The organism is Variovorax sp. GW458-11-26-14-LB1 (genome assembly GCF_059423965.1).
Genome location: NZ_JBWKYW010000016.1, coordinates 90,917 through 103,633, shown reverse-complemented (window position 1 = coordinate 103,633; position 12,717 = coordinate 90,917). Strand labels below are relative to the sequence as shown.

The window sequence follows — 12,717 nt, the reverse complement described above, 5'->3', positions numbered from 1 at the left end:
GGTCTGCTTGATAACCACAAGCCCCACGACATGCTGCGAATCTCCGAACTCAAACTCCCGCTCGACCACGCGCCTGACGCGCTGGCCACCCTGATCGCCCGGACGCTCGACGTTCCGATTGAAGCGATCGCCTCCCACACCGTCTACAAGCGCAGCTTCGACGCCCGCAAGGTCGACCTGCTCACGGTCTACATCTGCGACGTGCAGCTGACCGACGCCGCGCTCGAAGCCGCGCTACTCGCCAAGCACGCCAGCCACCCGCACATCCAGCCCGCGCCCGACATGCGCTACACGCCGCCGGGCCAGGCGCCCGCGGACGCCACGCGCCCCGTGGTGATCGGCTTCGGCCCCTGCGGCATCTTCGCGGCGCTGATGCTGGCGAAGATGGGCTTCAGGCCCATCGTGCTCGAACGCGGCAAGACCGTGCGCCAGCGCACCCGCGACACCTGGGGCCTGTGGCGCAAGAGCGTGCTCAACCCCGAGTCGAACGTGCAGTTCGGCGAAGGCGGCGCCGGCACCTTCTCCGACGGCAAGCTCTACAGCCAGATCAAGGACCCGCGCTTCCTCGGCCGCAAGGTGATGGAAGAGTTCGTGAAGGCCGGCGCGCCGCCTGAAATTTTGTACGTCGCGCACCCGCACATCGGCACCTTCAAGCTGGTGAAGGTGGTGGAGAACATCCGCGAGCAGATCGTCGCGCTCGGCGGCGAAATCCGCTTCGAGCAGCGCGTGACCGACGTGCACATCGAAGACGGCCACCTGCGTGGCCTGACGGTGCTCGACCAGACGACGGGCCAGAGCAGCGAACTGCGCGCCGACCACGTCGTGATGGCGCTGGGCCACAGCTCGCGCGACACCTTCGAGATGCTGCATGCACGCGGCGTGCACATCGAGGCCAAACCCTTCTCCATCGGCTTTCGCGTCGAGCACCCGCAGGGCCTCATCGACCGCGCCCGCTGGGGCCGCCACGCGGGCCACCCGCTGCTGGGCGCGGCCGACTACAAGCTGGTGCACCACGCCAGCAACGGCCGCTCGGTCTACAGCTTCTGCATGTGCCCCGGCGGCACCGTGGTCGCGGCCACCAGCGAGCCGGGCCGCGTGGTCACCAACGGCATGAGCCAGTACTCGCGCAACGAACGCAACGCCAACGCGGGCATCGTGGTGGGCATCGACCCGAAGGACTTCCCCGGCGATGCGCTGGCAGGCATCGCGCTGCAGCGCCAGCTCGAAAGCAACGCCTACGTGCTCGGCGGCAGCAACTACCACGCGCCCGGCCAGCTGGTGGGCGACTTCATCGCCGGCAAGCCCTCGACCGCGCTCGGCAGCATCATCCCGTCGTACAAGCCCGGCGTGACACCGACCGATCTGCACCAGGCCCTGCCCGCCTACGCCATCGAGGCGATGCGCGAGGCCTTCCCGGCCTTCGGCCGCAAGATCAAGGGCTTCGACACGCACGATGCCGTGCTCACGGGCGTGGAAACGCGCACCTCGTCGCCGATCAAGATCACGCGCGGCGACGACTTCCAGAGCCTCAACGTGCGCGGCCTCTACCCGGCCGGCGAAGGCGCGAGCTACGCGGGCGGCATCCTGTCGGCCGGCGTGGACGGCATCAAGGTGGCCGAGGCCGTGGCGCGCAGCGTGCTCGGCAGCGCCGTTTGACGATGCACTTGCACCGTCCCACCACCGGCCAGCTGGCCGTCGCCACGCTGGCGATGGCCGCCGTGGTGCTCGCGTCCAACGTCCTGGTGCAGTTCGCCATCAACGACTGGCTCACCTGGGGCGCCTTCACCTACCCGGTGGCCTACCTCGTGAGCGACCTCGTCAACCGGCGCTTCGGCCCCGGCATGGCGCGGCGCGTGGCGTGGGTCGGCTTCGCGGTCGCCGTGGCGGTGTCGCTGCTGCTGGCGCCGGCGCGCATCGCCGCCGCCTCGGGCCTGGCCTTCATCGCCTCGCAGCTGCTCGACATCCGCGTGTTCGACCGCCTGCGCCGCGGCCTGTGGTGGCGCGCGCCGCTGGTGGCCACCGTGATCGCGGCCGTGCTCGACAGCATCGTCTTCTGGGGCATCGCCTTCGCAGGCACCGACGGCCCCTGGCTCACCTGGGCGCTCGGCGACCTGGGCGTGAAGCTCGGTGTCGGCGTGCTGATGCTGCTGCCGTTCCGGCTGCTGATCGGGCGGCAAGCCGCTGACCAAGGCGCTGCACGCGCATGACGATCCGCCCTGACAATACCCGCAGGATGTTCCGGCCGCGCTGACCGCGCGGGACCGGTTGTTCCTTTTCTTCCCTTTCCATCCCCTCGCGCCCATCGCCGAGCCTTCCGTATGACCGACGCATCCACCGCCGCCCCGAACACGAACTCGCGCAACGCACGGCGCCAGCGCCCGGACATGGCCGAGCAGCTGCAGCAGCTGAAGGCCGGCGCGGGCACCGACGCAGGCGCTGACGCGTCGGCAACGCAGCCCACCGCCCCCGCGCAACAGCAGCAACAACAACGGCCGCCGCGCGCCAAGCAACAGCGCCCGCATGGGCAGCAGCAACCGCAGCAAGGGCGCAAGCCGCGCGGACAGCAGCCGCAACAGCAACAACAGCCGGAAGCCCAGCGCGCACCGCGCAAGGTCAACCCGGTGCTCGAGCGCCTGTTCGCGCTGTACCCGCAGCTGTTCGGCGCACGCTTCGTGCCGCTGAAGCTCGGCGTGTACGAAGAGCTGATCGCGCGCCATCCCGAAGACTTCAAGGCCGAAGACCTGAAGATCGCGATGGGCCAGCATGCGCGCTCCACGCGCTACCTCGAGAGCGTGGCCGCCGGCCATGCGCGCCATGACCTGGACGGCAACGCGCTCGACCCGGTCGCACCCGAGCACGTGCACCACGCCATCCTCGAGCTGCACCGCCGCCGCTCGCACCGCAACCCCGGCGAAGACCTGCGTCCGCAGCTGGTGACGCGCATCGCCAAGGCCATCGAAGCCTCGGGCCTGGACCACGAAGCCTATGCCGTGCTGGTGCGCTCACGCGACGCCAACAACAACGCCGTCGTCGACGAAGCCCTGGCCGAACTCGCCCAGCAGGCCGCCAAGCGCGAAGCCCTGCTGCGCGCCTTCGAAGCCAGCGGCCGCAGCGAACAGGAGTTCGCCGATATGTACGGCATGAAGCCGGGCGACGTGACGCGCACGCTGCAGCGCGTGCGGGAGGACAAGAAGCGGGCCGAGGCGGCAGCCGCTGCCGCAGCGGTGGCTGCTGAAGCGGCGGCAGCCGCAGCGCCTGAAGTGCAGGCAGCGCCCGAAGCAGAAGCCGCCCCGGCCGCTCCCGAAGCACCCGCTGCGGACTGACGCAAAACGCCCGCCCCAACGAAAAAAGCCGCCACATCACTGTGGCGGCTTTTTTTTCATGGGCGACGGAGTTGGCCGTCCTTTGCAGTGGGCTCAGCGCGCGTTCTGCAGCGCCGCGATGCGCTCTTCGATCGGCGGGTGCGTGGCAAACAGCTTGCCCATCGCGCCCGTGATGCCCATGGCTTCCACGGCCTTGGGCAGTTCGCCGGCCGGCAGGCCGCCCAGGCGCGCGAGCGCGTTCATCATCGGCTGGCGGTTGCCCATGAGCGCGGCGGCGCCGGCGTCGGCGCGGAACTCGCGCTGGCGCGAGAACCAGGCCACCACCATCGCGGCGGCGAAGCCGAGCACGATGTCCAGCACGATGGTGCTCACGTAGTAGCCGATGCCGGGGCCCGACGAGCGGTCGTCGCCGCGGCGCAGGAAGCTGTCGACCGCATAGCCGATCACGCGCGAGAGGAACACGACGAAGGTGTTCATCACGCCCTGGATCAGCGTCATCGTGACCATGTCGCCGTTGGCGATGTGCGCGACTTCGTGGCCGATGACGGCCTCGACTTCTTCACGCGTCATGCCCTGCAGCAGGCCGGTGGACACGGCCACGAGCGACGAGTTCTTGAACGCGCCGGTGGCGAAGGCATTGGGCTCGCCTTCGAAGATGCCGACCTCGGGCATGCCGATGCCGGCCTTGTCGGCGAACTTGCGCACGGTGCTGACGATCCAGGCCTCGTCGGGCGACTGGGGGTTGTCGATCATGCGCAGGCCGGCCGTCCACTTGGCCATGGGCTTGCTGATGAGCAGCGAGATGATCGCGCCGCCGAAGCCCATCACCAGCGCGAAGCCGAGCAGCGCCGTCAGGTTGAGCCCGTTGGCCGTGAGAAAGCGGTTGACGCCGAGCAGGCTGGCGACCACGCCGAGCACCGCGACGACCATCACGTTGGTCAGGACAAACAGAAGGATACGTTTCAAGTTGAATTCTCCGTGGGGAACACTGCCGTCCAGATGAGGGCCAGAAGGCCCGCTTCAAGCCTGCCCGGTCGGGAATACCGCTGTTGTCGTAGGTTGTGACGGGCGCGGCGCGGTGGCGTGCGGTAGAGCAATGATAGGAGTAAAAGTTCTACGAACGGGGCCGGAAGACCTTCGGATCGTCGTAGTAATCGGGTGTTTCGTTGGCGCCGCACCACCCCGGCACGCCGAGCACCGGCAGCGGTGCGAAGGGCTTGCGTGCCATGTGTTCGGGCGTGAGGCAGCGCGCCAAAGCCGCATCACCGAGCGGGCCAGCGACGGCAGGCAGCAGCAGCACATGCGCGGTCGCGGCCTTGCGCGGCACCACCAGTTTTTCGAGCAGCGCATGGCCGAACACGCGCAGCCGGGCCTGCGCCCAGAGTGGGCGCTGCGTGACGAAGAGCGCCTGCCAGTCGCGCGCAACCAGCGCCTCCAACAGCGCAGGCGGTGCATCGAGCACCGCACCGTTCTCGTCGAACAGCGTGAGCGCATCGCGCAGCGGCCCACGCGTGGCGCCGACGCCGGCGCGTGCGATCTCGGTGGCCTGCAGTTCGTTGAGCCGGCGCTTGGTTTCAGGAAAGGCCAGCCAGACCAGGCCGTTGAAGAAGTCGTGCAGGTTGTCGCGCGTGGGCACGGTGCGCGTGCGGAAGATGTGGGCCTCGTAGGCCTGGCCCTCGGGCAGCGCGTCCTGCGTGACGAAGTCAGGCACGGCGGGTGGCTTGGCCGCCTGCAGCGCGGCGGCGACGGTGCCACCCTGTGCGATGGTCCGCGCCACGGCTTCGCCGGGATCACGGTACGGCGCCAGCCAGGGTGCGGCCCAATCAATGGCCGCGACCGCTGGCAGGCCCGGGCTCAAGGCGCGGGCGCCCCCGTCCATCGGATCCGGTCAGGGTGCTGCATCACCGCGAACTCGCCCGTGAGCTTGTCGAAGAGCTTGAGCGAGCTGCCGCTCTTGCTGAGCAGGCCGGCGGTGCGCAGGGCCTTGGCCACGTCGTTCAGCGGCACGTCGGTGCCGCGGCGCAGCGCGGGCACGGCCTGCAGGATGAACTCGGCGGCTTCGGAGATTTCAGGCTGCTGCGGCGGTGGCGGTGCCACCGGCTTGGCAGTCTTTGCCGTCGTCTTGCGCGCGGTCTTGGCAGCCGCCTTCTTCGCCGGGGCCGTCTTCGCGGCCGGCGTCTTCTTCGCAGCCGCCACCTTCTTGGCCGGTGCGGTGCGCACGGCCGGCTTGATGCCGTGGTGCGCGAGGTCGATGAAGCTGTCGTAGACGCCGACGGTCTCTTCGCCGGTCTTGCCCTGCTGGCCGATGCCGCAGACGCGGCAGCCCTTTTCGCGCAGGCGGATCACGAGCGGCGCGAAGTCGGAGTCGGACGACACCAGCACGACCACGTCGGGCCGCTCGGCGATCACGAGGTCGATGGCGTCGACGGCCAGCGCGATGTCGGTGCTGTTCTTGCCCGCCGACAGGTTCACCATGGGTCGCACCGACAGCCGCTTGAACAGCGCCTGGCGGTTCACGGCCATCTCGGCGTTGCAGTAGGCGCGGCGCACGTGGATGGCGCCGTAGTCCTCCATCGTGCGCTGCACGGCCTGCTCGATCACGTCGGCCGAGACGTTGTCGGCGTCGATCAGCAGCATCACGCGCAGCGACGACAGGGGCACCGGCGCCGTCATGCGAGCTTCCAGTTCACCGTCTCGCCACCGCGCAGCGGCTTGAGCGTGGCTTCGCCGTAGGGCACGGTCTCGGGCAGGGTCCAGGTTTCGCGCTTCAGCGTGATGGTGTCGGTGTGGCGCGGCAGGTCGTAGAAGTCGGGGCCGTGGAAGCTGGCGAAGCCTTCGAGCTTGTCGAGTGCGTTCACGCTGTCGAAGGCCTCGGCGTACAGCTCGATGGCGGTGAGCGCGGTGTAGCAGCCGGCGCAGCCCAGTGCATGTTCCTTCAGGTGCGCGGGGTGCGGCGCGCTGTCGGTGCCCAGGAAGAAGCGGTCGCTGCCGCTGGTGGCCGCCTCGACCAGCGCGACGCGGTGCGTCTCGCGCTTGAGCACGGGCAGGCAGTAGTAGTGCGGGCGGATGCCGCCGGTGAAGATGGCGTTGCGGTTGTACAGCAGGTGGTGCGCCGTGATGGTGGCAGCCGTGAAGCGATCGGCGTCGCGCACGTAGTGGGCGCCTTCCTTGGTGGTGAGGTGCTCGAACACCACCTTCAGTTCCGGGAAATCGCGGCGCAGCGGGATCATCACGCGGTCGACGAACACGGCTTCGCGGTCGAACAGGTCGATGGCGGGGTCGGTCACTTCGCCGTGCACCAGCAGCAGCAGGCCGTGCTTCTGCATGGCCTCGAGCGTCTTGTAGGTCTTGCGGATGTCGGTCACGCCGGCATCGCTGTTGGTGGTGGCGCCGGCCGGGTAGAGCTTGAGCGCGCGCACGCCGGCCTCAGCGGCCAGCGTGATTTCTTCGGGCGGCAGCTTGTCGGTCAGGTAGAGCGACATCACGGGCTCGAAGGACGTGCCCGCGGGCACGGCGGCGCGGATGCGGTCGCGGTAGGCCACGGCCTGGGCGGCGGTGGTCACGGGCGGACGCAGGTTCGGCATGATCAGCGCGCGGCCGAACTGGCGGGCGCTGTGGGGCACGACGGCTTCGAGGGCGGCGCCATCGCGCACGTGCAGGTGCCAGTCGTCTGGGCGGGTGATCGTGAGGGTGTCTGTCATTGCGGCGAGATTGTCGCATCGCCCCTCGACCGAAGCACCCCCGGGCTACCCCAGCAGGTACTCGCGCACCAGCAGGCGCGCCCGGTGCAGCCGGCTCTTCACGGCGCCCGGCGGCTCGCCCAGGCGCTCGGCGATCTCGGCGATGGTGAGTTCCTCGAAGTCGCGCAGCAGCACGACCTCGCGGTAGTGCGCCGGCAGCGATTCGAGCGCATGGGCCAGGTCGATGCGCAGCGCGTGGTCGCTGCGGGCCGCGAGCTGGCGCTCGACGGTGTCTTCGTCGAGCGGGTCGTGGCGGAACATCGCGCGCTGCAGGCGCAGGCATTCGCGCCGGATGACGGTGAACAGCCACGACGAGAACGCCGCGGCCGCCTGCAGCCCGCGCACGCGGCGCGCGACCACCAGCAGCGATTCCTGCACGGCGTCGTCCACGTCGCTGGCCTGGCAGTGCCGGCGGGCATAGCGGCGCGCGTCGGTCTGGCAGGCAGCGAGCAGGCCCTCGAGGGCGACGGGGTCGCCGGTCTGCGCGGCCAGGATCAGGCAGGTGCGGTCGATCGCTGCGGTGGCCATGGGTCAGCGGCCCTTGTCGAGGGTGCGCCCGACCATCGCGCACATCGGGCAGAAGCCGACCAGCCCGGTGAGGGCCAGCATCGCGCCCATGAGGCCGACCGCGACGGCCAGCGCGTCCGCCGGCCAGTTCATGGCGGCGAAGGCGAGGCCGATGAGGCCCAGGGCGATGCGCAGGGCGCGTTCCCAGCCGGGAACATTCTTGACGTAGAGCATGGTGGTTTCCTTCGATCCGTGACGTGTGAATGCGGGGGGAGCAGAACGCCCCTCCCGCATGGAAAGAGGCGGCCACCCGCCGAAACGGTTCGCGGAAAGTCAGGATTTTTTCATGCGCCGGTGCCAATGGCCACAGCAGCCAGGCGCCACTACCGCTGGAACACCCCGCAGATGCGGTCGGCCACGGCTTGCATCCAGCGCACGTGGCTGGTCGAGCTGCGCGCGCCCCGGCCCGGCGGCCAGGGGTCGAACAGGCGCAGCGTGGTGCCGCCCCCGCCGGGGTCGTTGTCGCCGCGGATGCCGACGAGCACGACCATGTGGCCCGGCTGGCCGGCGGGCGCGCCGCCCTTGGCGCCCCAGCGCAGGTCGAACATCAGCGGCCCGGCGTGCAGCGCGGTGCGCAGCGCGGCAACAGTCCACGGGCCGTGGGGCCGCAGCGTGAGGCCGTGCGCGGCGGCGAAGCGGCGGTTGTCGTCATCGTCGCTGCCTTGCGCATGGCGGTCGCTGTCCACGCGGCGGCGCAAGGCGCCGTCGGCGCCCATCAGCTCCGAGGGCGTGCGCGCGACCACGGTCTGCACGGTGGCGCGCGTGAGCATCGCGGTGGCCGCCGCCCAGCACAGCGCGGGCGCGGGCTGCGGGATCAGCGCCACGGGGTGCAGCAGCGGCGCGTGGGTTTCGTTGTCGAAGGCCACGTTGCGGGTGCAGGGGCCGGCTTCGCCGTCTTCGCACAGCCAGTGCGCGGCCTGCAAGCGCAGCACGGCCGCCCGGGTGACGGGGCCGTAGTCGCCGTCGGGCGCGAGGCCGGGGCTGGGCTGCAATTTGCGGTTCAGGGCCTCCTGCAGGCGACGGACATCGGCCCCGCGCCAGCCCTGTTTCAGCGTGCTCATCGGTGGGAATCCCCCTTGACACAAGGATGCACGGACGAAGGAAAGCGAGCGGATGCATTGTGAAAACGGCACGCCCCTGCGTCTATTGGTCAGATGACATAGCCGAAACATGTGATGACGCGGGGACGTCCCCCCGGGCGGCAGCCCCGTGGCGGACCTTGGTAGGCTCGCTCCCCATGACCGCGCCCGCCCCGACCGCCCACCCCATCGCCACCGAACTCGCCGACGGCGGCCTCGCGGCCCTGTTCACTGCGCCCGGCGGCGCGCCGGCCTTCGCGGTGCGCTGGCAGGGTGCCGTGCACGGCTACCTGAACCAGTGCCCGCACGCCGGCGGCCCGCTCGATTTCGAAGGCCAGATCCTCGAAAGCTCCGGGCGCTACCTGATGTGCGCGCGGCACGGCGCGATCTTCGAGCCCGACACCGGGCGCTGCGTCGGCGGCCCCTGCCGCGGCGCGCGCCTCACGCCGCTGGCGCTGCGCGAGGCGGCGGACGGCAGCGTGTGGCTGGCCGACTGAGGCCGCCGGGCGGCTACAGTCGCGACCTCTTCTTTTCGCCCTGCCCCATGCGCCGCTTCGCTGCTGTCTCCGTCCTCGTTCCGGCCTTGTTCATCATCGCGGGCTGCGTCTCGCGACCCGCGCCGCGCGTCACCTTCCTGGCCGACGGCGTGTTCAAGTCGCCCACCGCGCAGGACGCCGAGAACTACTGCCGCAACTTCGGCGCGCCGATGCGCTTCTTGAGCAGCACGCTGTCGGAGGTGCCGGCGCAGGGTGTGCCGGCGGGAGAAGTCGTCTACCGCTGCGACTGAGCTTCTTCGGCTTCTTCCGGCCGCACCCGCGCCAGGATGAAATCGATGAACGTCCGGATCGCCCGCGTGTGCTGGCGGTTCGGCATGTAGAGCATGAACATCTGGGTGCCGAAGATCGACAGGCGCCAGTCGTCCAGCGTGGTCACCACGTCGCCGCGGCGCACGTCTTCCTGCACCACGTAGTCGGGCACGAGGCCCACGCCCAGGCCCGCGAGGATGGCCTGGCGCAGGAATAAAAAGTTTTCCGAGATCAGCGTCGGCTCCAGGATCACCTCGCGCCGCGTCTCGCCCTGGTAGGCCGAGATGCGCAGCTGCCGACCGATGACGGCGGCCGTGACCACCGGCGTGGCGCGCAGTGCGTCCAGCTGCACGGGCAGCGGGTGGCGCTCGGCGTACGCGCGCGTGGCGCAGGCCACGTAACGCACCGGGCCCATCTCGCGCGCCACGAGGTTCTGCGGCGGCTCGGGAATCACGCGGATGGCGATGTCGACCTCGTCGCGCAGCAAATCCTCGATGCGGTTCTCGAACACCACGTCGAGCACGATGCCGGGGTACTGGCGCTTGAAGTCGATGAGCCAGTCGGCCATCACGAGCTGGCCGTAGCCGCTGGGCACGCTCAGGCGCACGCGGCCCTGCAGGCCCTCGCCCAGCGCGGTGACCGACTCGCGCGCCGCCAGCAGTTCGCCCTGGATGGCCACGCCGTGCTGGTACAGCCGCAGCCCGATCTCGGTGGGCTCGGCGCGCCGTGTGGTGCGCCGGATCAACTGCGCGCCCACCGAGCGCTCCAGCTGGTTCAGGTGGTAGCTGACGTTGGCGCGGGTCATCTTGAGCCGGCGCGCCGCCGCGCTCAGGTTGCCCGCGTCAAGGATTTCTACCAGCAGGGTGAGCGATTGCAGGTCCATGGGCGGATTGTGTCAAAAATTCTTTGACAGTCTGTCAACTACCTATGCAATTGTCAAAGCAGCGATGCCGGCCAAGAATGCAGGGCTCCCCAGAGCCCCGGACCCCTCGGCTTCACGAGGGCCTGCCACGCAAGCAAGAGACAAGCGACACGCACATGGCCACCCCCACTCCCAGCCCTTCCACGTCCAACGGTCCCGTCACCTTCCAGCGTCAAGGCGACGTGTGCGTGGTGACCATCGACAACCCGCCCGTCAACGCCCTGGGCGTGGACGTGCGCCGCGGCCTGGCCGCCGCCATCGACGCGGCCGAGGCCGACAGCGGCGCCAAGGCGGTGCTGATCGTCGGTGCGGGCCGCAACTTCATCGCCGGCGCGGACATCCGCGAGTTCGGCCAGGCGCCGCAGCAGCCCTCGCTGCCCGAGGTCTGCCTGAAGATCGAGAACTGCACCAAGCCGGTGGTCGCCGCCATCCACGGCGCCGCGCTCGGCGGCGGGCTGGAGATCGCGCTGTCGGCGCACTACCGCCTCGCCGCGCCCACCGCCAAGCTGGGCCTGCCCGAGGTGGCGCTGGGCCTGCTGCCCGGCTCGGGCGGCACGCAGCGCGCACCGCGCCTCATCGGCGTGAAGCCCGCACTCGAACTGATGCTCAGCGGCCGCCATGCGGGCGCCAAGGAAGCGCTGTCGCTCGGCCTCGTCGACCGCCTCGGTGCTGAAGCCGACGCCCGCGCCGAAGGCCTCGCCTACGCGCAGGAACTGGTCGCTGCCAACGCCCCGGTGCGCCGCACGCGCGAAGCCGCCGGCCTGGCCGACAAAGACGCAGCCCGTGCCGCCCTCGAGGCCGCGCGCGCCGACACCGCCAAGAAGAGCCGCGGCCTGTTCTCGCCGATGAAGATCATCGAAGCCGTCGAAGGCGCGCTCACGCTGCCCTTCGACGAAGGCATGGCGCTGGAGCGCAAGCTGTTCCTGCAGTGCATCGACAGCCCGCAGCGCGCCGGCCTGATCCACGCCTTCTTCGCCGAACGCGAAGTGCTGAAGGCGCCAGAGACCCGCTCGGCCAGCCCGCGCGCGCTCACCTCGGCCGGCATCGTGGGCGGCGGCACCATGGGCGCGGGCATTGCCGTGGCCATGCTGGACGCGGGCCTGCCCGTGACCATGGTCGAGCGCGACGAGCCCAGCCTGGCGCGCGGCCGTGCCCACGTCGAGAAGGTGTACGACGGCCTCATCGCCAAGGGCCGCATGACACAAGAGGCCAAGGCCGCCGTGATGGCGCGCTTCTCGGGCTCGACGAGCTACGACGCCTTCGCGAATGTCGACATCGTGGTCGAGGCCGTGTTCGAGGAGATGGGCGTCAAGAAGGCCGTGTTCGCCGAACTCGACCGCGTGTGCAAGAAGGGCGCCGTGCTCGCCACCAACACCTCGTACCTGGACATCGACGAGATCGCCGCCAGCATCTCGCGCCCGCAGGACGTGGTCGGCCTGCACTTCTTCTCGCCCGCCAACATCATGAAGCTGCTGGAGATCGTGGTGCCCGCCAAGGTGAGCGCCGACGTGGTCGCCACCGGCTTCGAGCTCGCGAAGAAGCTCAAGAAGGTGCCCGTGCGCGCCGGCGTGTGCGACGGCTTCATCGGCAACCGCATCCTGGCCGTGTACCGCCAGGCCGCCGACCACATGATGGAAGACGGCGCCTCGCCCTACGACATCGACGCGGCCGTGCGCAACTTCGGCTACCCGATGGGCCCGTTCCAGGTGTCCGACCTGGCCGGCGGCGACATCGGCTGGGCCACACGCAAGCGCAAGGCCGCCACGCGCGATCCGCAGGCGCGCTACGTGCAGGTGGCCGACCGCATCTGCGAACGCGGCTGGTTCGGCCAGAAGACGCAACGCGGCTACTACCTGTACCCCGAAGGCGCGCGCACCGGCGTGCCTGACCCCGAGGTGCTGGCCATCATCGACGCCGAGCGCGTGCGCGCCGGCATCACGCCGCGCACTTTCACCGAAGAAGAAATCATGCGCCGCTACATGGCCGCCATGGTCAATGAAGGCGCCAACGTCGTGCTCCAGCGCATCGCGCTGCGCCCGCTCGACGTGGACGTGACCTTCCTCTATGGCTACGGCTTCCCGCGCCACCGCGGCGGCCCCATGAAGTACGCCGACACCGTGGGCCTGCCCAAGGTGCTCGCCGACATCCGCGAGTTCGCGAAAGAAGACCCGATCTTCTGGAAGCCGTCGCCGCTGCTCGTGGAGCTGGTGGAACGCGGCGCCGATTTCGCCAGCCTGAATCAATCCGAGTAACCGTTAGAGCCCACCGTCCAGGAGACAA

General features: G+C 69.9%; 14 protein-coding genes. 6 read left to right on the top strand and 8 right to left on the bottom strand.

The features are described 5' to 3' along the window. The first annotated feature begins 30 nt into the window (after positions 1-30). The 3 genes from AC07YS_RS13410 (at position 31) to AC07YS_RS13400 (ending at position 3,323) form a co-directional block, all read left to right on the top strand. Positions 31-1,656, top strand: a complete 1,626-nt coding sequence (locus AC07YS_RS13410; protein WP_495269328.1) for an NAD(P)/FAD-dependent oxidoreductase — start codon at positions 31-33, stop codon at positions 1,654-1,656. Positions 1,657-1,658: 2 nt separating this feature from the next. Beyond that, on the top strand, positions 1,659-2,207 hold the full coding sequence (locus tag AC07YS_RS13405) for a VUT family protein (protein ID WP_495269329.1): 549 nt from the start codon (positions 1,659-1,661) through the stop codon (positions 2,205-2,207). Between the two features lie 111 nt (positions 2,208-2,318). After that, positions 2,319-3,323: a ProQ/FinO family protein gene (locus AC07YS_RS13400; RefSeq protein WP_495269330.1), complete on the top strand. Its 1,005-nt coding sequence runs from the start codon at positions 2,319-2,321 to the stop codon at positions 3,321-3,323. A 93-nt stretch (positions 3,324-3,416) separates the two neighbouring features. Here AC07YS_RS13400 and htpX read toward each other — a convergent pair whose 3' ends face one another. From htpX to AC07YS_RS13365, 7 genes are all read right to left on the bottom strand, one after another. Then, positions 3,417-4,289 (bottom strand): protease HtpX, encoded by an 873-nt coding sequence (htpX, locus tag AC07YS_RS13395; RefSeq protein WP_495269331.1) that lies wholly within the window; start codon positions 4,287-4,289, stop codon positions 3,417-3,419. Between the two features lie 148 nt (positions 4,290-4,437). Beyond that, the gene (locus tag AC07YS_RS13390) at positions 4,438-5,202 is read right to left on the bottom strand and encodes a DUF3025 domain-containing protein (RefSeq protein ID WP_495273765.1); all 765 of its coding nucleotides are present in this window, start codon (positions 5,200-5,202) and stop codon (positions 4,438-4,440) included. Next, positions 5,178-5,996 carry an NYN domain-containing protein gene (locus AC07YS_RS13385; RefSeq protein ID WP_495269333.1) on the bottom strand — a complete coding sequence of 273 codons (819 nt, stop codon included), beginning with the start codon at positions 5,994-5,996 and terminating at the stop codon, positions 5,178-5,180. Before AC07YS_RS13385 ends, AC07YS_RS13390 begins: the two co-directional genes overlap by 25 nt. Beyond that, positions 5,993-7,024 (bottom strand): dihydroorotase, encoded by a 1,032-nt coding sequence (gene pyrC, locus AC07YS_RS13380; protein ID WP_495269334.1) that lies wholly within the window; start codon positions 7,022-7,024, stop codon positions 5,993-5,995. The genes AC07YS_RS13385 and pyrC overlap by 4 nt, the downstream gene beginning before the upstream one ends. A 45-nt stretch (positions 7,025-7,069) precedes the next feature. Next, a complete protein-coding gene (locus AC07YS_RS13375) occupies positions 7,070-7,591 on the bottom strand; it encodes an RNA polymerase sigma factor (RefSeq protein ID WP_062478577.1) in 522 nt (173 codons plus the stop codon). A 3-nt stretch (positions 7,592-7,594) separates the two neighbouring features. Further along, positions 7,595-7,804 carry a YgaP family membrane protein gene (locus AC07YS_RS13370; protein WP_495264879.1) on the bottom strand — a complete coding sequence of 70 codons (210 nt, stop codon included), beginning with the start codon at positions 7,802-7,804 and terminating at the stop codon, positions 7,595-7,597. 149 nt (positions 7,805-7,953) lie between these two features. Continuing rightward, entirely contained in the window at positions 7,954-8,691 is a 738-nt protein-coding gene (locus tag AC07YS_RS13365) for a peptidoglycan-binding protein (RefSeq protein ID WP_495269335.1), read from the bottom strand. A 176-nt stretch (positions 8,692-8,867) separates the two neighbouring features. On the opposite strand from AC07YS_RS13365, the gene AC07YS_RS13360 reads away from it, so the two are divergent. After that, a complete protein-coding gene (locus tag AC07YS_RS13360) occupies positions 8,868-9,206 on the top strand; it encodes a Rieske (2Fe-2S) protein (RefSeq protein WP_062478568.1) in 339 nt (112 codons plus the stop codon). Between the two features lie 47 nt (positions 9,207-9,253). After that, on the top strand, positions 9,254-9,496 hold the full coding sequence (locus AC07YS_RS13355; protein WP_369631204.1) for a hypothetical protein: 243 nt from the start codon (positions 9,254-9,256) through the stop codon (positions 9,494-9,496). On the opposite strand, the gene AC07YS_RS13350 is transcribed toward AC07YS_RS13355, so the two are convergent. Next, positions 9,481-10,398 (bottom strand): LysR family transcriptional regulator, encoded by a 918-nt coding sequence (locus AC07YS_RS13350; protein ID WP_062478562.1) that lies wholly within the window; start codon positions 10,396-10,398, stop codon positions 9,481-9,483. The genes AC07YS_RS13355 and AC07YS_RS13350 overlap by 16 nt on opposite strands. A gap of 155 nt (positions 10,399-10,553) precedes the next feature. Between AC07YS_RS13350 and AC07YS_RS13345 the strand changes: the two genes are divergently transcribed. After that, complete coding sequence (locus tag AC07YS_RS13345; protein ID WP_495269336.1) at positions 10,554-12,689, top strand: 3-hydroxyacyl-CoA dehydrogenase NAD-binding domain-containing protein; 2,136 nt, start codon at positions 10,554-10,556, stop codon at positions 12,687-12,689. Positions 12,690-12,717: the final 28 nt, after the last annotated feature.

Excerpts from the sequence above, each read along its gene's own strand:
- AC07YS_RS13410 (WP_495269328.1), top strand. The coding sequence starts at position 31 with ATGCTGCGAATCTCCGAACTCAAACTCCCGCTCGACCACGCGCCTGAC.
- AC07YS_RS13405 (WP_495269329.1), top strand. The coding sequence starts at position 1,659 with ATGCACTTGCACCGTCCCACCACCGGCCAGCTGGCCGTCGCCACGCTG.
- AC07YS_RS13400 (WP_495269330.1), top strand. The coding sequence starts at position 2,319 with ATGACCGACGCATCCACCGCCGCCCCGAACACGAACTCGCGCAACGCA.
- AC07YS_RS13390 (WP_495273765.1), bottom strand. The coding sequence starts at position 5,202 with ATGGACGGGGGCGCCCGCGCCTTGAGCCCGGGCCTGCCAGCGGTCGCG.
- AC07YS_RS13385 (WP_495269333.1), bottom strand. The coding sequence starts at position 5,996 with ATGACGGCGCCGGTGCCCCTGTCGTCGCTGCGCGTGATGCTGCTGATC.
- pyrC (WP_495269334.1), bottom strand. The coding sequence starts at position 7,024 with ATGACAGACACCCTCACGATCACCCGCCCAGACGACTGGCACCTGCAC.
- AC07YS_RS13375 (WP_062478577.1), bottom strand. The coding sequence starts at position 7,591 with ATGGCCACCGCAGCGATCGACCGCACCTGCCTGATCCTGGCCGCGCAG.
- AC07YS_RS13370 (WP_495264879.1), bottom strand. The coding sequence starts at position 7,804 with ATGCTCTACGTCAAGAATGTTCCCGGCTGGGAACGCGCCCTGCGCATC.
- AC07YS_RS13365 (WP_495269335.1), bottom strand. The coding sequence starts at position 8,691 with ATGAGCACGCTGAAACAGGGCTGGCGCGGGGCCGATGTCCGTCGCCTG.
- AC07YS_RS13360 (WP_062478568.1), top strand. The coding sequence starts at position 8,868 with ATGACCGCGCCCGCCCCGACCGCCCACCCCATCGCCACCGAACTCGCC.
- AC07YS_RS13355 (WP_369631204.1), top strand. The coding sequence starts at position 9,254 with ATGCGCCGCTTCGCTGCTGTCTCCGTCCTCGTTCCGGCCTTGTTCATC.
- AC07YS_RS13350 (WP_062478562.1), bottom strand. The coding sequence starts at position 10,398 with ATGGACCTGCAATCGCTCACCCTGCTGGTAGAAATCCTTGACGCGGGC.
- AC07YS_RS13345 (WP_495269336.1), top strand. The coding sequence starts at position 10,554 with ATGGCCACCCCCACTCCCAGCCCTTCCACGTCCAACGGTCCCGTCACC.